Raw genomic sequence first — 17,052 nt, forward strand, 5'->3', positions numbered from 1 at the left:
CGACCATCTTGACCTGACTCACGAGATCGTGGAGGTGATGTCACCCACATAACCGCCCAGCAGGGTGAGAGCGTGGACGTGGCCCTCAAAGAACGCCTCCTGCGAGCAGGTCAGGAACATCCGATGAACGGCCTTGCCCGACCACGACAGGCGGAAGGAGAACAGGTAGCAGCGGGTCAGCGTGCCGGCCAGCCGGATCCACACGTCGCCGAAATCCACCTCGGCCTCGGCGCCTGGGCGGTGGGACTGCTCGATGAAGCCGGGCACCGGTCCGCGGCCTTCCTCCATCCGGATCTCCGCCCGCCGCTGCCGCACGTAATCGCGGACCATCGGGTAGGAGACCTCCACTGCCTGGTGCTCCTCCACCAGCCGGTTCCAGATGCGGACCACGGTGTGCCGCTGCTTGCGCGGCGCGTCCAGATCAGCCCGCAGCATCGCATCGATGACCGGCTTGTAGGGATCCAGCCGCGACCGGCGCGGTGGCGGCTTCTTCCGCTCCGGCGGCCAGGGCGAGGCCAGCGCCTGAGCCACCGTCCGCCGATGCACGCCGTACTTGCGGGCCAGCGCCCGCGCCGACATGCCTTCCAGCCGGGCGTCCCGACGGATCGCCGCGAACAGTTCGGCCTTCCCCTTGTTGGCCATCGGTGCCCCCTCGCTATGCGGAGCACCCCGATCGTCTCAGCAGCCGGACATTCGTGGTACCAAAACTCACCGACACCATTTTCCGGCTCAGATGGGTGGAGCCTCACCTGACCGACATCTGGTACCCGCCCTCACCTACATAGCCACTCAACGAGCTGCTGGGCGTGATCGGGGCACACCAGTGGTGCCTCAACGGCGTTGAAATACCCTTCCTCGACGCTCGCGTGCATCCCCACTACGGCGTCTTCTCCCCTGTCAGAGGGGAGTACATCGACCTGGTCGCCCATGCTCCACTTCGTCGCAGCGGCCGCACCGCGTTCGACCTCGGCACGGGGACCGGAGTACTCGCCGCCGTCCTGGCTCATCGAGGGGTCGATCGCATCACCGCCACCGACATCAGCCCACGCGCGCTGGACTGCGCCCGCGACAACGTCCGTCAGCTGGGCCTCGCTGCCCGAATCGAGGTCACGGGCCCCTGCCTCTTCCCCGAAGGTCGCGCCGACCTCATCGTCTGCAACCCACCCTGGATTCCCGCCCGGCCGACCTCAGCCCTCGAACACGGCGTCTACGATCCGGACAGCACCATGCTTCACGGCTTCCTGAACGGGCTCGCCGCTCACCTTCGACCAGGTGGCGAAGGATGGCTCATTCTGTCCGACCTGGCCGAGCACCTCGGACTCAGGCCGCGCCACCAGTTGCTGACCCTGATCGAGACAGCGGGCCTTCGTGTGGTGGGCAAGATCGACACCGGGCCGCGACACCCACGGGCCACGGACACCGGGGATGTCCTCCACACGGCCCGCGCCGCGGAAGTCACGTCGCTGTGGCGGCTGACCAGCACGTGACCGCCCTTCAGGCAGCTCCGGCGACCCTTTGGGGGCTCATCGCTCTGCGGCGCTTCATGCGGTCTTCTCCCGATGGTGCGGCTCGTCGCCGGGCCGGCCGCGTGGCACCAGGGTGGGGTTGACGTTGTCGAGCACGGTGTCGCGGGTGATCACGACACGGGCCACGTCGTCGCGGCTCGGCACCTCGTACATGACGTTGAGCAGCACCTCCTCGAGGATCGCGCGGGCGGCGCGGGCGCCGGTGCGGCGCAGCAGCGCCTGGTCGGCGATCGCGCCGACGGCGTCCTCGGCGAACTCCAGCTCCACCCCGTCGAGCTCCAGCAACCGCTGGTACTGCCTGGTCAGGGCGTTGCGCGGCTCGGTGAGGATGCGCACCAACGCCGCCCGGTCCAGCGGCTGGAGCGCCGTCACGACAGGCAGGCGGCCGACGAGCTCCGGGATGAGCCCGTAGGCCAGCAGGTCGCCCGGCATGACCCCGTCCAGCGCGTCGTCCCGCGGGGTGCGCGGCGTCGCGCCGAACCCGGCGCCCCGGCGGGCGGTGCGCTGCTCGACGATCCGTTCCAGACCGGCGAACGCGCCGCCGACGATGAACAGGACGCCGGTGGTGTCGATCTGCAGGAGGTCCTGCTGGGGGTGCTTGCGGCCACCCTGCGGCGGCACGTGCGCCACCGTGCCCTCCAAGATCTTCAGCAGCGCCTGCTGGACGCCCTCGCCGGAGACGTCACGGGTGATCGACGGGTTGTCGCCCTTGCGGGCGATCTTGTCGATCTCGTCGATGTAGACGATGCCGGTCTCGGCCTTGCCTATGTCGCCGTCGGCGGCCTGGATGAGCTTGAGCAGGATGTTCTCGACGTCCTCGCCGACATAGCCGGCCTCGGTCAGGGCGGTGGCGTCGGCGATCGCGAACGGCACGTCGAGCAGCCGGGCGAGCGTCCGCGCCAGGTAGGTCTTGCCGGAGCCGGTGGGGCCGGCCAGCAGGATGTTGGACTTGCCCAGCTCGACCGCGCCGGCCTCGCGCGGTGCGGCGATGCGCTTGTAGTGGTTGTAGACCGCGACCGACAGGGCCTTCTTGGCGTGGTCCTGGCCGATGACGTACTGGTCGAGGAAGGCGTGGATCTCGCGCGGCGTGGGCACCGGCCGCGGGGCGGGCTCGGCGGCCGCGAGCTCCTCGGCGATCAGCTCGTTGCACAGCCCCACGCACTCGTCGCAGATGCAGATCCGGCCCGGCCCGGCGATGAGCTTGCGGACCTGCTGCTGGTCCTTGCCGCAGAACCTGCACCTCAGCAGGTCGCCGCCGCCTGTGCGTGCCACTCGGATGCGTCTCCTCAACGGTCGGTACGAGCCCGCACCCGCCACCGGATGACCAGGCCAGATGATCTCAACATCTGGATTGTCACGGTATCCTGGATCGTCAGGCGCCGCAAACGCCGCAGAGGGGGGACCATGGGCCGGCTCACCAGGGCGGAGCAGCAGCAGCGCACCAGGGCCCGGGTGCTGGCCGCCGCCCGCGAGGAGTTCGCCGAGCACGGCTTCGACGCGGCCCGGGTCGACGGCATCGCCGAGCGCGCCGAGCTGACCCGCGGCGCCGTCTACTCGAACTTCCCCGGCAAGCGCGCCCTCTACTTCGCCGTCCTGGCCGAACTCGCCGACGCCTCCGGCGGCCTCCTCGGCGACTCCTTCGGCAGCCCCTCCGGCGGGCGTTTCGACGAGGCGTTCACGGGGGCGGGCCGCACCGTGCGCGACGCGCTGGCCGCGTTCGCCCGCGCCTGGGTCGCCCGGCTGCCGCTGGCCACCGACGACCGCCACGACGACGCCCGGCTCGGCAGGGACCTGATGCCCGTCATCGTCTCCGACGAACTGACCCGGCGCCCGTTCGCCCAGCTCGTCCGGCTCGACGCGCTGCTGCTCGCCCTCGCCCTGGAAAACCTCGCCCCGCACGGGCCCGCCGCCTCGTACGGGCCCGGAGACGTGGCGGCAGGGGGGCGGATGGTGCGGGTCGCGCAGGCGGCGCTCACCATGCTGCACGGCGCGAGCCGGTTGGCCGCCGCCGCGCCCGGCTTCGCCGAGCCGTTCGACGTCGTCACCGCCTGCGGCCGGCTCGCCGACCTCGACCTGGACGACGCCTGGCACGCACCCACCGCCGTCACCCCCGCCCTGCCCGCCGACGAGGCGTGGGACCCGCCCCCCGCGCTGGACGCGGCGCGCGGCGCGCCCGCGCTGCTCACCGGTGACGGCGTGGTGGCGGTCCTCGGGCTGCACCGCCTCGCCGCCGCCGAGGAAGCCGTACGCGCGACGCCGCCCGGCACGCGTGTCACCGCCGTCCTGGTCACCGGGCAGGCGGACGAGCTGGCGCCGCTGGCCCGGCTGGCGGTCGCGGGCCTGCGCCACTGCCTGCGCCAGGCCGTCCCCCCGGCGGCCTGGCCGCGCCTGCAGGTGGTGCACGACCCCTCGGGCGTCCTGGCGGCGGCCGCAGGCGTGCCGGCCGTCAGCGACGGCACGGAGGTGGCCGTCCGCGTCGCGGGCGGCCGGATCGTCGCCCGCGCCGACGGCCTCGGCGCCTGCCACGCCGCCGCGACGGCCACCGGGATCGACGCCGGACGTGCCGAATGTCAGGTGGTTGCGAACGACGGAAGCGCTATCGGTCCGGAATGACTCCGCGTTTTCGGTGTGCTCCCCACCTCACAGGCGTCGGCCGATCGTGAGGATGACCGACCAGTGGCGGGTGAGCCGCCCGTCGGGGCGCGCGGCGAGGCGGCGGCGTATCTCCCGGAAGAGGTGTTCGTTCTTGGCCGGCTTCATGGCGATGTGGCCGGAGAACGTACTGAGCAGAGCGATGTATTCGTCTGCCGTGTAGCGCAGAGCCCACACGTAGCGTCGTGTCCCGACCACCGTGAAGTGCCCAGAGGCATCGAACTCGGCGGCGATGGGGTCGGGCCGGTCCTCGGGCGGTGGCGGTGGCCACGGGCCGCCACCGCCTTCGCCCATCTCCTCGAGGACCTTTTGGAGGTCGGTGAAGAACGGGTCGAAGTCCGCCGGAAACGCGTGGTCGGCGTTCCACACGGCCAAGTGGCCGCCCTGGGGGAGCAGCTTCGCCGCTTTGGCGTACTTGACCTCCGGGTCCACCCACCTCCAGGCCGTGGCCGCGTAGACGAGATCGAAGCGGGCACCTGCCGGCGGCTTCCACTCTTCGAATGCAGACGTGATCACGGAAACGTCGGGGAATGCGGTGAGGCGGTGCCGTGCCTGCGCCGCCAGGGCGGTGCCGAGTTCGATCGCGGTGATCCGGAAGCCCGTCCGCGCCAGGGGCAGCGTGGCCTTCCCCGGACCGCAGCCGACTTCGAGCAGGCGCGCGGGTGGCGTGAGCCCCGTGATCGCGAGCAGATCGGAATACAGCTCGGCTGGGTAGTCGGGGCGTGCGTCTTGATAGAGGGCAGCCGCTTTGTCGAAGGTTGCGCGCAGCCGAAGATCGCGTGACATGATCCGATCCTGACGGTGCGGCAACACCGCTGTCACCTGCGTATCCCGCTCGGATCGCAAGCCCGGGGTCCAGACGCTCGGAGCGGCACCACGGTGTCACGAGCGTGGGATTCCCGGGCCGCGTCCACCACCCTGCGTCAGGACAGCATGTCGCCCGCGTAGAGGGCGTACACGGCGGCGCAGCGGCGCAGCTCGGCCTCCTCGACGTACTCCTCGGGTCCGTGGGAGACCTCCAGGCGGCCGGGGCCGTAACCGAACGCGGGGATGCCGAGCTGGGCGTACCAGCGGATCTCCAGGATGCCCGCACACAGCTCGAACCGGGCCGGGCCACCCCGGACCTCGCCGACGACGCGGGCGAGCGCGGCCGCGGCGGGATGGCCGGGGTCGGTGCCGGCCGAGGGCTGCACCTGGGTGGTGCGCACCGACACCTCGGCGCCGACCTGGCGGGCGGCGTCCTCGACGAGGCCGACCAGGCGCTTGAGCTCGCCGTCGAGGTCCTCTTCGGGGTTGTAGCGGCCGTCGACGGTGAAGTAGGCCGAGCCGGGGACGACGTTGAAGTTGGAGCCGGCGCCGGACAGGCCGCCCACCACGATCATGGTGCCGGGAGCGTCGCCGGGGCTCATCGGCAAGCCGGTGTGGCGACCGGCCATCTCGGCGGCGTACCGCTCGACGGGGCGGGCGAGGTGCAGCATGTGCTGGAAGGCGTTGACGCCCAGGTTCGCCTGGCCGACGTGGGCCTCGCGCCCCTGGACGTCGACGCGCAGCGAGATCGCGCCGCGGGCGGCGTTCCAGATGCCGCCGCCGCTGGGCTCCGCGGTGAGCATGGCCAGCGCGGCGGGGTCGATCAGGCCGGCGGCGCGCAGGTGCCCGGCGCCCACGACGCTGCCGGTCTCCTCGTCGCACACCAGGTGCACGACGATGCGCCCGTCGCCGAGCAGGCCCAGTTCCCGGGCGGCCGCGGCGCCGTAGAGCATGCTGACGATGCCGCCCTTCATGTCGGCCGTGCCGCGGCCGATGATCCTGCCGCCGCGGCGTTCGGCGGTGAACTGCGCGCGGTCCTGGGCGGGCACCACGTCGAAGTGACCGTGGAAGTAGACGAGCTTGTCGCCGCGGCCGGCGCTGCCCCGGACGACGCACGGCTCCTCCAGCTCTCCGGGATCGCCGGTGACGTCGATGATCTCGGGGGACAGGCCGAGGCGGTCCATCTCCTCGCGCAGCACGCGGGCGCAGCGGCCGAGCGCGCGGCCGGGCGGGTTCTCCGAGTCGACGGCCACGAGACGTTCCAGCAGCCAGGCCATGTCCTCGGCCCGCTCGTCCAGCCAGGCCTCAACCTCTGCGACACGATTCGTCAAGATCTGCACCCTTCTGGCACCGCGCGTGAGCAGCGGAAACAACCTTGGTAAAATTCTAGGTCGATTTCCTCCTCATATGGTTTCCGATTCTGGCGCTAAAATCGTCCAGTGAGCAATGAATACACACTTGACGCGATCGACAGAGAAATTTTGTTCCAGCTCCAGCAGGATGGGCGGCTGACCAACGTCGAGCTCGCGAGGCGCGTGGGGCTCACGCCGCCGCCGTGCCTGCGCCGGGTCAAGCGCCTGGAGGAGGCCGGCGTCATCAGCGGCTACCGGGCCACCGTCAACCACGAGCTGCTCGGCGGCGGCCTGGAGGTCATCGTCTCCATCGAGGTCAGCGTGAGCGACCTGAAGACCCTGGAGGAGCTGGAGAAGACCATCGCCGCCTATGACGAGGTCGTCGAGTTCCGCCGCCTGTTCGCCACGCCCGACTACCACCTGCGCGTCCTCGTCGCCGACTACGCCGCCTACGAGGCGTTCCAGACCGGAAAGATCATCGGCATTCCGGGCGTCGCCCGGGTCATCTCCCAGCCGACCATGAAGAAGATCAAGGTGCTCGACTGAACAGTGATGCCCGCCCCCTCAGACGAGCCCCCCGTCGGCACACAGGTTCTGACCCGTCAACCAGCCCGCGTCCGGGCCCAGCAGCAGGGCCACGACCGCCGCGATGTCGGCCGGCGTCCCCACCCGGCCCAGCGCCGTCATGTGGGCGACGGTCGCGAGCACCTCCGGCGACGCCCCCGCCCGCAGCAGGTCGGTGTCGGTCGCGCCGGGGGAGACGCAGTTGACGGTGATCCCACGCCGCCCGAGCTCCCGCGAGGCGACCCGGGTGAGCTGCTCCAGCGCCGCCTTGCTCGCGGCGTACACCGACTCACCCGGGCTGGGCCAGGCGGTGCCCGTGGTCGAGATGTTCACGATCCGCCCGCCGTCGGCCATCCGCCGCGCGGCGGCCCGCAGCGCGAAGTAGGCGCCACGGGCGTTGACGGCCATCACCCGGTCGTACACCTGCGGCGTCACCTCCTCGATCGGCGCGTGCGCGATGACGCCCGCGTTGTTCACCAGCGCCGACAACGGCCCGGCGCCCGCCGCGGCGAACACCTCATCAGCCCTGGCGAACAGACGCTCCACCTGCTCCACGTCCGCCGCGTCCGCCCGCACGGCCGTCGCCCGCCCGCCCAGGGACGCGACCACCTCCTCGGCCGCCCGCTCATCGGCCGTGTAGCTGAACACGACCGTCGCACCGTCGCCCACCAGCCGCTCCACCACGGCCCGCCCGATCCCGCGCGAGCCGCCCGTCACCACCGCAGCCCTCATCCCCGAACCCGCCGCTGCCGCACCTGTCGTTCCCGCCGTCGTCGTCACAGCACCGCTTCCCTTCTTCCGCCGTCTTCCGGTACGACCGCACCCTGACACCCGTTGCGGAAGACGGACTTCCGCAACGCGCGCGAAAATGCCGCCATGAGCACACGAGGGACGCGCGACGCGGCGGGCCGGCTCCTCCGCCTGCTGTCGCTGCTGCAGTCACGCACCGACTGGCCGGGCCCCGAACTGGCCGAACGCCTCAAAGTCAGCACGCGCACGATCCGCACCGACATCGAACGGCTGCGCGACCTCGGCTACCCGGTCACGGCCACCACGGGCACGACCGGCGGCTACCGGCTCGGACCCGGCGCCCGGCTGCCCCCGCTGCTGCTCGACGACGACGAGGCCGTCGCGGTCGCCGTCGGACTGCGCACGGCCGCCACCGGAGCGGGCACCGTCGAAGGCATCGAGGAGACCTCGCTGCGCGCCCTGGCCAAGCTCGAACAGGTCCTGCCCGCCCGGCTGCGCCCCCGCCTCGCGGCGCTGGCCGCCTACACCCTGCCGGCGCCCGGCGGCGGACCCGCCGTCGAGGCGGACGTGCTGGCCACGCTGGCCGGAGCCTGCCGCGACCGGCGGCGGCTGCGCTTCGACTACCGCGACCACGACGGCAACCTCACCGTGCGCGACACCGAGCCGCACCGCCTGGTCTCCACCGGACGCCGCTGGTACCTCCTCGCCTGGGACGTCGGCCGGACCGGCTGGCGCAGCTTCCGCGTGGACCGGCTCACCCCACGCACCCCGCCCGGCCCTGTGTTCACCGCCCGGCCGCTCCCGGACGGCGACGCGATCTCCTACGTCACCAAAGGCGTCGCGTCCGTCCTGGGACCGTGCCGCACGGTCGCGACGGTACGGGCCCCCGCCGAAGTCGTCGCCGAACGCATCCCGCCGGTCGCCCGCGTCGAGCACGTCGACGCCGCCACGTGCCGGCTGCACATCGGCGCGAGCACGCCACTGCTGCTCGCCGCCTACCTGGCCGCCCTCGGACTCGACTTCACCGTCGAAGGCCCACCCGAACTGCTGCGCCGGCTGGCGGAGGTCGCCGCACGCTGCGCCTCGGCCGACGCCGGCCCGCTCGGCGCCGCCGCGTCGTCCTCATCCGACGGCGCTCCTCAGACGTAGGCCAGGGCCTGGCCGATGGTGAGCCGAGCGGCTCGACCGGCGGGAACCACTCCAGCCAAAGCCGAGCCGGCGATCGCGGCCAGGGCCCACAGAGCCAGGGCCAGGGGCGAGACGGTGAGCGGCAGCGGGGCGCGGAAGGCCAGCTCCCCGAGCAGATCGCCGATCGCCCAGCTCAGCAGGAACGCGAGCAGCGTGGCGGCGATCCAGCTGAGCAGACCGACGAAGACGCTCTCGCCGAGCACGATGCCCAGCACGGTGCGCGGGGTGGCACCGATGGCCCGCATGACGGCGAACTCGCGGGTGCGCTCCACCACGCCGGCACCGGTGGCGGCGGCCAGGCCGAGCACGCCGACGATCGCCATCAGCACGGCCAGGGCGATCAGCGCGCCGATCAGGACGAAGATGTGACCGTCGACGGCCTCGCGCATCTCGGCGGCGGTCAGGGTCGCGCCCTCGATGCGCGCGTCGCGGATCGCGCGCTGCACCGCCGCGGTGTCGGAGGTGACGATGCGCAGGTCGCGGGCGGGTCCGGCATGCCGCTCGAAGGCGGTCCTGGTGACGTAGGCGGCGGCCGGCGAGCCGATCTCGCGTACCGTGCCGACGACACGCCACGTGGTGGCGCGGCCGTCAAGCCTGAGAGTGATCGTGTCGCCGGGTTTCGCGTCCGGGAGTGGGACGGCGGCCATCGAGTTCAGCACGACCGCGTTCGCCTCGCCGGGCCGCAGCCACCTGCCCGAGGTGACGGGCAGATCGAGCAGGCGGGAATCACCCGGCACCCCACGCAAAGCGAAGCTGCCGTGCCCGCCGTCGGGGTATGTCGAGACCACATCCCCAGCGGTGGTGGGGGCGCCTCCCCACGTCTCCACACGGGTGACGCCGGGGGTGGCGCGGATGCGCTCGACCAGGGCGGGGTCGGCGGCGGCCAGCCGTACCTCCATGTCGTGGTGGCGGGCGGCCATGCCGTCCTCGACGGTGCGTTGCCAGGCGGCGGCCACGTTCAGGCCGGACAGGAACAGCGCGCCCCCCGCCGACAGCAGGCCGACAGTGAGCGCGAGCCGCGCCCGGCGGCGAAAGGCGTTGCGCAGGGCCATCAGCAGGGTACGGCTGAGCCCGCTCAGCCGGGCCGAGACCGTCTCCGGGCGCACGCCGTAGTCGCTGATCGCCTCACGGACGGTGAGCCGGGCGGCCCAGCGAATCGGCACGGCCGCCACCAGAAGCGGCACCAGCACGGCCGCCGCGAACTGCACGACGTACACCCACAGCGGGACGGCCACGCTGTGCAGGTTCAGGTTGAGCAGGCCGGCGACGACACCGGCGTAGCCGCGGCCGGCCAGCGTGCCGGCCGGGATGCCGACCGCGGCGGCGGCCAGGCCGAGCGCCAGCACCTGAACGGCGTACAGGCCCGCGATCTGGCCGGTGCGGGCGCCGATGGCCTTCATCACGCCGATCTGGCGGATCTGCTGCACCAGCATGCCGCCGATCACGGTGGCCACCAGGATCGCGGCCAGGACGAGCCCGAGCACGGCGAAGATGACCAGCATCAGCATCAGCGCCTGCATCTGCGACTCGTGCGGATGCCTGCCCGGCGGCGGCACCTGGATCTCGTGCACCTGGTGTCCCTGGGCGCGCAGCCAGGCCGCCAGGTCGCGGCTGGTCCGTTCGATGCCTTCCCGGGTGGTGGCCGTCGTGCGGATCTTGAGCTCGTCCATGGTCGCGCTGCCGCCGAGCCCGGCGAGCGTGTGCGGGGTGATGTAGCCGTAACCGGCGCGTTCCTGCCAGGCGGGCGCGAGCGCGGGGTCGTGCACGGTGCCGGAGACGGCGACGGTGCGGCTCTCGCCGCCGGGCAGGCGGACCTCGACGGGCCCGGACGGCACCATGTCCCGGGCGGATCGTTCGATCAGCATGGTGCCGGGGGGCGGCGGCCAGGCACCGGATTCGCGGGCGAAGGCGGCGATGCGCAGGTCGCCGAAGTCGGGCACCACGAACAGCAGCAGCGTCCGCCACGCATCCGGCCCGATCCGCATCCGGGCGGTGACACTCGCCCTGGCTTGTGCGTCGGCGATGCCGGGGCGGCCGCCCACCCGCTCGGCCAGCGCGGCGTCGACCCGGTCCAGCTCCAGGGTGGCCGCGGCGGGCGCGGTGTCGAGGTAGTTGCGGGCGATCTCCCGGGAGACGATCGCGTTCGCGCTGAGCACAGCGCCGATCCCGGTCACTCCGGCCGCGATGGCCACGACCATCATGACCGTGCGTCCCCAGGCCAGCGCCACGTCGCGCCGCAGCTTGCGCCAGCGCGGCCGAGACAGCCTTCCCGGCAGCGGCCTAGACACGCGCCCGCACCGCCCCATCGGCCAGCTCCACGGTCGAGGTGATGTACGGGGCCACCTCGCTGCCGTGCGTGACCATGACCACGGTGGTGCCGCCGGCCGCGATCGCGGCGAACAGCTCCAGCACCGCGATCGCGGTCGCCGAGTCCAGGTTGCCGGTCGGCTCGTCGGCCACCAGCAGCGGCGGGTCGTTGGACAGCGCGCGGGCGATGGCGGCGCGCTGCTGCTGGCCGCCGGACAGCGCGGCGGGCAGCTTGTCGGCCTGCTCGGCGATGCCGACCCGCTCCAGCAGTTCCAGCGCCCTGGAGCGGCGCTCGCCGCGCGGGTAGGTGTCGCAGAAGTCCATGGGCAGCATGACGTTCTCGGCCACGGTCAGCGTGGGCAGCAACTGGAAGAACTGGAACACCACCCCGACGTTGCGGCCGCGCCAGACGGCCAGCGCCCGCTGGTCCAGCTCGTGCACGGCCGCTCCGGCGACGTGCACCTCGCCGCTGGTCGGCCGGTCGATCCCGGTGATCATGTTGATCAGGGTGGACTTGCCGCTGCCGGACCGGCCGACCACGGCCAGGAACTCGCCGGGGCCGGTCCGCAGCGACACGCCACGCAGCGCGGTGAACGGTCCCTGCGGGGTGTCGTAGGTCTTGGTGACCTCGCGTACGTCGATGACGGGCACCGAACCTCCTATCGGAACATCGAGTCAGTTACAGAACAAGATGTTCGGTAGGGAGCAGCCGGGTCAATCGACAAAACCGCAGTTCAGTGCGGTAGCGAACACATCGGCTGAAGTGTTCACATTCCGTAGACGGCACGCACGCCGGGCACGATGAGACGCATGTACATCTCGGCCATCTCCTCGGCCGTGTAGGGCACGTCGTTGTCCAGCCACCACACCAGCAGGCCGAGCAACGAGGCCAGCAGGAACTCCATGGTCACATCCATCGGCACCGCGCCGTCCCGGTGCGGCAGGAACTCCGGCATCCGCCGCGTCAGGACCTCCGTGATCCGCCGGCGCAGCCCGGCCCTCATCACCTCCGCGCCCCGCCTGCCGGCCAGCGCCTTGTACAGGTCGCGTTGCCGGTCGGCGTGCTGGAACGCGGCCAGCACCGGATTCGGCTCGGCACGGCTGGCGAAGTGGCGCTCCATGTGCTCCTCGAACGTCGCCGCCAGCTCCTCCAGGTTGCTGAGCAGCAGGTCGTCCTTGTCGGTGTAGTGCGCATAGAAGGTCGAGCGGCCGACGTCCGCGCGGTCGATGATGTCCTGCACGGTGATCCGGTCGTAACCCTTCTCCAGGATCAGCTCCACCAACGCGCGGCGGAGCAGCTCCCTGGTGCGCCGCACCCTGCGATCCGTGGCGGCCATCGGCATCGAGCCCTCCAGATTCCGAACACTGTATCCGGCACCATACGCCGTGTTCACAACCGCAGGCCTGGTCCGCACAGCCACCCCAAGACGTCGCCCCGCCCACCACCCGGCCACGCACAGCCGGCCAAGACTGGCCCCGCCAGGGCCAGCCTCACCCCGGTCTCCCCACGAGCGACACCACCCGGCAGGCTGTGAGCCCCCACCCACCCCCGCCCAGAAGGGACCGCCCTGTTGCGTTACCGCCTGCTGGGCCGCACCGGCCTGCGCGTGTCCGAACTGTTCTTCGGCGCCATGACCTTCTACGAACGAGGCGGCCCCGGCGCCCTGCGCGAGTACCGCGCCCTGCTCGACACCTACGCCGACGCCGGAGGCAACGTCATCGACACCGCCTCGGCCTACGGCGACAGCGAGGAGATCCTCGGCGAACTCCTCGACGGCCACCGCGACCGCTTCGTCCTCGCCAGCAAGTACACCCTCTCCCGCGACCGCCGCGACCCGAACGCCGCCGGCAACCACCGCAAGAACCTCACCCTGACGCTCGAACGCAGCCTGCGCCGCCTGCGCACCGACCACCTCGACCTCTACTGGGTGCACATCTGGGACCGCCACACCCCCATCGAGGAGACGATGCGCGCCCTGGACGACGCCGTCCGCGCCGGGAAGATCCTCTACGTGGGCATCTCCGACGCCCCCGCCTGGCTGGTCGCCCGCGCCAACACCCTGGCCGAATGGCGCGACTGGACACCGTTCGCCGCCCTGCAGGTGCCCTACAACCTGCTCCAGCGCGACATCGAACGCGAACTGCTGCCCATGGCCGAGGCGTTCGGCATGACCGTGGCCGCCTGGGCACCCCTGGCCCGCGGCGTGCTGTCCGGCAAGTTCACCGGCCACCCCGCCCCGCCCGCCGGCCGCACCCGCGTCGACCCGGCCTCCCTCACCGCGCGCGACCACGCCGTCGCCCGCACCGTACGGGAGGTGGCGGACGACCTGGGCGCCACCCCCGCCCAGGTCGCGCTCGCCTGGACCCGCACCCGCTCCACCGCCGTGCACCCCATCGTCGGCGCCCGCGACGTCGCACAGCTCACCGACAACCTGGGCGCCACCGCCCTCACCCTTCCCGAGGAGGCGACGCGCCGCCTGGAGGCGGCGGCACCCTTCGAACCCGGCTTCCTCAGCGACTTCATCGCCGCCGCCGAGGCCGACCTGTGGCCGCCCGGCGACACCGCCCCACCCGTCACCCGCCGCTGACCGTCCCCCGCCGCCCGACAGCCGGCCGGGCGGCCCGCTCGGCGACGGCCGCGGCGAACGCGGCGATCACCGGGTGCGGGCGACGCCCGTCACCGGCCAGCTCCGGCTGGAACAGCGTGGCCAGGAAGAACGGATGCGACGGCAGCTCCGCCACCCGCACGCTCCCATCGTCGGCGTGCCCGGAGAACACCAGCCCGTGCTCCTCCAACGTCCGCTTGTGCGCCGGATTCAGCCCGTAGGAGCAGTTGTAGGCCTCCACCGTCGTGGCCGCCCCCACGATCCGCCCGATCAGCGAACCGGCCGCGAGCCGCACCAGCCCCTCGTGCCCGGCCAGCGAGCACGCAAGCGGCGTCAGCAGGAACTCCTCCGCCTGCGGCTCGTTCTCCGCGTGCGCCACCCGCAGCCCGCACACGTCGCGCGCGTACTCCAGCAGCATGTGCTGGAACCCGCCGCACGTGCCCAGGAACGGGATCCCGTGCTCACGCGCCGTCCGCGCCGCGGCCACCGCCCCCTCCTCGCTCAGGTACGGGCTGCCCGGCAGCATCCAGATCCCGTCGAAGCGCTCCAGCCCGTCCGCCTCCGGCGTGGGGATCCAGTACGGGTCGAGCGCGATGCCGTCGCGCTCACGCAACGCCTCCAGCAGCGACGGGACACGGACATGCGAACGGACACCGGGGGAGCGGTCACCGACCAGAGCGATTCTCATGCCGCCCATCGTCACCCCCACCCCCGCTTCAGCGCCAACGATGATGCCTGCATCTGCTATAAGCATTCCTGATGGACCCGCATCTGCTCCGCACCTTCGTCACCGTCGCCCGCACCGGCTCCTTCTCCGCGGCCGCCGCGCACCTCGGCTACACCCAGTCGGCCATCTCCCAGCAGATCGCCGCCCTGGAGACCGACCTCGGCCTGCCCCTGCTCCACCGCCGCCCGGTCACCCCCACCGAGGCCGGCACGCGGCTGCTGGAACACGCCGAACCGCTGCTGCTGCGCCTGCGCGCGGCGCGCGCCGACGTGCTGCGCACCGCCGCGCTGCCCGCCCACCGGCTCACCCTCGCCGCCTCGCCGCTGGCGCTCAACACCCGCCTCGCCCACCGGCTGGCCCGCGCCCGCGCCGCGCAGCCGCGACTGGAGGTGACGGTGCGGACCTGCTCCAGGGACGAGGTGAGCGGGCAGGTGGCCGTGGGGGAGGCCGAGATCGGGCTGGCCGACGGCATCGCCGCCCCCAGCGACCCGTTGCGGCTGCCCGACGCCGGCCCGATCACCACCACCGGCGTGTCAGAGGAGGAACTCCTCGTCGCCCTGCCCGCCGACCACCCGCTGGCGGGCCGGGTGGGGCTCCGGCTGGCCGACCTCGTCGACGCCCGCTGGCTGCAGACCACCCTGTGCCCGGTGCGACGGCTGCGCGACCTGGCGGGCGACGGGTTCCGGGTGGCGCTCGACTACACCGGCGACGACGTGCACACCGTGCTCAACCTGGTGGCCGCCGGCCACGGCCTGACCCTGCTGCCCGCCTCGGTGCTGCCCCCCTCGTCGGTGTCCGCATCGGCGGTCACGTCGGCGTTTCCCGCATCGGCCGGACGGGGAGTGCCGCTGTCGGCGCCGCGGCTGGTGCACCGGGTGGAACTGCTGCACGGCGCCCTGCCTGACGGCCCGGCCGCCCGCCTGGCGGCCGACCTGTCAGGTTGACCACCCCACGGCCACTCCCACCGACCTGCCCGGACGGCCACCCTGCCTCGCCGCCCCGTCCGTCCGGTCGGCCCGTTCCGGTCGGCGCGTCCGGTCGGCGCGGGGGAGGAGCCCCGCGATCCCTCAGCCCTCGCCGGACGTCCGCCAGCCCGCCACGCCCCCCGGCACCGGCGCGTCAGCGTCATACGGAGCCCGCGTGAAGATGAAGGTGTTGAGATCCAGATGGTCGGCCGCCAGCCGCAACGTCTCACCGGCGTAATAACCGTCCAGCCCCAGCCACGTGCCGTCATCACGCGGCACGAACCGTGAGGCCCGCCCACCCCCGCCCACCGGAGCCAGCGACAACCACCCCCCGGGCAGCAGCCGCAACGTGTAAGGGGTCGGCCCCCAGTGCCACAACCCCGTCATGGCCAGCAACCCAGGATCGACTGCGGACGGCCGCCACTCCTCGGGCAGCCGCGGCTCGTACTCCTGCACGATGTCCAGCAGATCCACCAGCAGCGACCGGCTCACCCCCGCCGTGGTGTTCGCCAGATACAGCACCCCCACCCGCTCGGCCGGATCAGCCCACACGGTCGCCAGGAACCCCGGCATCGAACCGGTGTGCCCGGCCAGGCGACGCCCGGCATGCCGCAGCAACTGCAGCCCCAGCCCGTAACCACCGCTCCAGACGTCACCGTCGTCCACCGTGGCCGGCTCCCGCATCTCGGCGACCGTCTCCGCCGCCAGCACACCCCCGGTGTCGCCCGCGCAGAACGCCGCCCACCGCGCCAGGTCGGCCGCACTCGACCACAACTGCCCGGCCGGCGCCATCGCCCCCGCGTCATGCTCCGGCTCCGGCAACAGCACATCGGCGTACGGATGCACCGCGTAACCCGTCGCGTGCGGCACGCGCGGCCGCTCGGTCGTGTCACGCATGCCGAGCGGGTCGAGGATCTCCTCCCGCACCGCCTGCAACCACGGCACCCCGCGCAGCCGCGCGACCAGCTCGCCCAGCAACGCGTAGCCGACGTTGCTGTAGTGGTAGCGGCGGCCCGGCCGGTGCTTGACGTGACCGCCGTCCAGCCGCGCCATCAACTCCGCCACCGGCACGCCCGGCGTGCGCTCCCACCACCCGGTCGGCGGCTCGGCGGTCAGCCCGCCGGTGTGCGACAACACCTGGGCGACGGTCACCTCACCCGCCGGCGCCTCCGGCAGGTGCCTGCCGATCGGGTCGGTCAGGTTCAGGCGGCCCTCGTCACGCAGCCGCATCACCACGGCCGCCACCAGCGACTTGGTGATCGAGCCCAGCCGGTACTGGGTCCTCGCGCTCGGCGGCTCACCCTCCACCAGGCCCCGCGCACCGAACCAGGCGACACGGCCGTCACGCACGACGGCGGCGACGATCGAGGGCACCCGGCCCTGCGCCTGGTCGAGCGCCAGCCGGCGCAGCAGCGCCCGCCCGGTCGCCTCGCCCACCCGGCCCTGCGCCGCCTGCAGCGTGCCGCCCACCTCACCGTTGACCGTGTTCATGGCCGAAAGCCTAACGTCACGACCACCCCCGTGATCAGCGCTGATCCGCCCTCGCCGGCCGGTGCTCTAATCTGGCCCGGGACAGGCGGCCGGGACGGGCGTAAGGGACGGGCGGAC

General features: G+C 72.5%; 16 protein-coding genes. 6 read left to right on the forward strand and 10 right to left on the reverse strand.

What is annotated here, in order from left to right; translation table 11 throughout:
* Positions 1-18 precede the first annotated feature (18 nt).
* On the reverse strand, positions 19-642 hold the full coding sequence (locus FHU36_RS19690) for a hypothetical protein (RefSeq protein ID WP_185085417.1): 624 nt from the start codon (positions 640-642) through the stop codon (positions 19-21).
* A gap of 164 nt (positions 643-806) precedes the next feature.
* Here FHU36_RS19690 and FHU36_RS19695 point away from each other — a divergent pair, with 164 nt between their 5' ends.
* Positions 807-1,487 (forward strand): methyltransferase, encoded by a 681-nt coding sequence (locus FHU36_RS19695; RefSeq protein ID WP_312891699.1) that lies wholly within the window; start codon positions 807-809, stop codon positions 1,485-1,487.
* Positions 1,488-1,541: 54 nt separating this feature from the next.
* Here the strand turns inward: FHU36_RS19695 and clpX are convergent, their stop codons facing one another.
* Positions 1,542-2,798, reverse strand: a complete 1,257-nt coding sequence (clpX, locus tag FHU36_RS19700; protein WP_185085418.1) for an ATP-dependent Clp protease ATP-binding subunit ClpX — start codon at positions 2,796-2,798, stop codon at positions 1,542-1,544.
* 132 nt (positions 2,799-2,930) lie between these two features.
* Here clpX and FHU36_RS19705 point away from each other — a divergent pair, with 132 nt between their 5' ends.
* Complete coding sequence (locus tag FHU36_RS19705) at positions 2,931-4,139, forward strand: helix-turn-helix domain-containing protein (RefSeq protein ID WP_185085419.1); 1,209 nt, start codon at positions 2,931-2,933, stop codon at positions 4,137-4,139.
* A gap of 27 nt (positions 4,140-4,166) precedes the next feature.
* Here the strand turns inward: FHU36_RS19705 and FHU36_RS19710 are convergent, their stop codons facing one another.
* Positions 4,167-4,964 carry a class I SAM-dependent methyltransferase gene (locus FHU36_RS19710; RefSeq protein ID WP_185085420.1) on the reverse strand — a complete coding sequence of 266 codons (798 nt, stop codon included), beginning with the start codon at positions 4,962-4,964 and terminating at the stop codon, positions 4,167-4,169.
* A gap of 137 nt (positions 4,965-5,101) precedes the next feature.
* Complete coding sequence (locus FHU36_RS19715) at positions 5,102-6,316, reverse strand: M20/M25/M40 family metallo-hydrolase (protein ID WP_185085421.1); 1,215 nt, start codon at positions 6,314-6,316, stop codon at positions 5,102-5,104.
* A 108-nt stretch (positions 6,317-6,424) separates the two neighbouring features.
* On the opposite strand from FHU36_RS19715, the gene FHU36_RS46415 reads away from it, so the two are divergent.
* Positions 6,425-6,883 carry an Lrp/AsnC family transcriptional regulator gene (locus tag FHU36_RS46415; RefSeq protein WP_185085422.1) on the forward strand — a complete coding sequence of 153 codons (459 nt, stop codon included), beginning with the start codon at positions 6,425-6,427 and terminating at the stop codon, positions 6,881-6,883.
* Between the two features lie 18 nt (positions 6,884-6,901).
* On the opposite strand, the gene FHU36_RS19725 is transcribed toward FHU36_RS46415, so the two are convergent.
* Positions 6,902-7,633, reverse strand: a complete 732-nt coding sequence (locus FHU36_RS19725) for an SDR family oxidoreductase (protein WP_185085423.1) — start codon at positions 7,631-7,633, stop codon at positions 6,902-6,904.
* A gap of 144 nt (positions 7,634-7,777) precedes the next feature.
* Here FHU36_RS19725 and FHU36_RS19730 point away from each other — a divergent pair, with 144 nt between their 5' ends.
* Positions 7,778-8,800 carry a helix-turn-helix transcriptional regulator gene (locus FHU36_RS19730; RefSeq protein ID WP_185085424.1) on the forward strand — a complete coding sequence of 341 codons (1,023 nt, stop codon included), beginning with the start codon at positions 7,778-7,780 and terminating at the stop codon, positions 8,798-8,800.
* On the opposite strand, the gene FHU36_RS46420 is transcribed toward FHU36_RS19730, so the two are convergent.
* The 3 genes from FHU36_RS46420 to FHU36_RS19745 form a co-directional block, all read right to left on the reverse strand.
* Positions 8,791-11,127 carry an ABC transporter permease gene (locus FHU36_RS46420; protein WP_185085425.1) on the reverse strand — a complete coding sequence of 779 codons (2,337 nt, stop codon included), beginning with the start codon at positions 11,125-11,127 and terminating at the stop codon, positions 8,791-8,793. The genes FHU36_RS19730 and FHU36_RS46420 overlap by 10 nt on opposite strands.
* Positions 11,120-11,797, reverse strand: coding sequence for an ABC transporter ATP-binding protein (locus FHU36_RS19740; RefSeq protein ID WP_221496460.1), 678 nt, complete (start codon positions 11,795-11,797; stop codon positions 11,120-11,122). Before FHU36_RS19740 ends, FHU36_RS46420 begins: the two co-directional genes overlap by 8 nt.
* Before the next feature lie 116 nt (positions 11,798-11,913).
* Positions 11,914-12,489: a TetR/AcrR family transcriptional regulator gene (locus FHU36_RS19745; protein WP_221496461.1), complete on the reverse strand. Its 576-nt coding sequence runs from the start codon at positions 12,487-12,489 to the stop codon at positions 11,914-11,916.
* A 228-nt stretch (positions 12,490-12,717) separates the two neighbouring features.
* Between FHU36_RS19745 and FHU36_RS19750 the strand changes: the two genes are divergently transcribed.
* Positions 12,718-13,734 carry an aldo/keto reductase gene (locus FHU36_RS19750; protein WP_185085427.1) on the forward strand — a complete coding sequence of 339 codons (1,017 nt, stop codon included), beginning with the start codon at positions 12,718-12,720 and terminating at the stop codon, positions 13,732-13,734.
* On the opposite strand, the gene FHU36_RS19755 is transcribed toward FHU36_RS19750, so the two are convergent.
* Complete coding sequence (locus FHU36_RS19755) at positions 13,721-14,440, reverse strand: CTP synthase C-terminal region-related (seleno)protein (RefSeq protein WP_246502506.1); 720 nt, start codon at positions 14,438-14,440, stop codon at positions 13,721-13,723. The genes FHU36_RS19750 and FHU36_RS19755 overlap by 14 nt on opposite strands.
* A 71-nt stretch (positions 14,441-14,511) precedes the next feature.
* Here FHU36_RS19755 and FHU36_RS19760 point away from each other — a divergent pair, with 71 nt between their 5' ends.
* Positions 14,512-15,423 carry a LysR family transcriptional regulator gene (locus FHU36_RS19760; RefSeq protein WP_185085429.1) on the forward strand — a complete coding sequence of 304 codons (912 nt, stop codon included), beginning with the start codon at positions 14,512-14,514 and terminating at the stop codon, positions 15,421-15,423.
* Between the two features lie 123 nt (positions 15,424-15,546).
* Here the strand turns inward: FHU36_RS19760 and FHU36_RS19765 are convergent, their stop codons facing one another.
* Positions 15,547-16,935, reverse strand: coding sequence for a serine hydrolase domain-containing protein (locus FHU36_RS19765; protein ID WP_185085430.1), 1,389 nt, complete (start codon positions 16,933-16,935; stop codon positions 15,547-15,549).
* Positions 16,936-17,052 lie beyond the last annotated feature (117 nt).

It is taken from the genome of Nonomuraea muscovyensis (assembly GCF_014207745.1).
Taxonomy (GTDB): domain Bacteria; phylum Actinomycetota; class Actinomycetes; order Streptosporangiales; family Streptosporangiaceae; genus Nonomuraea; species Nonomuraea muscovyensis.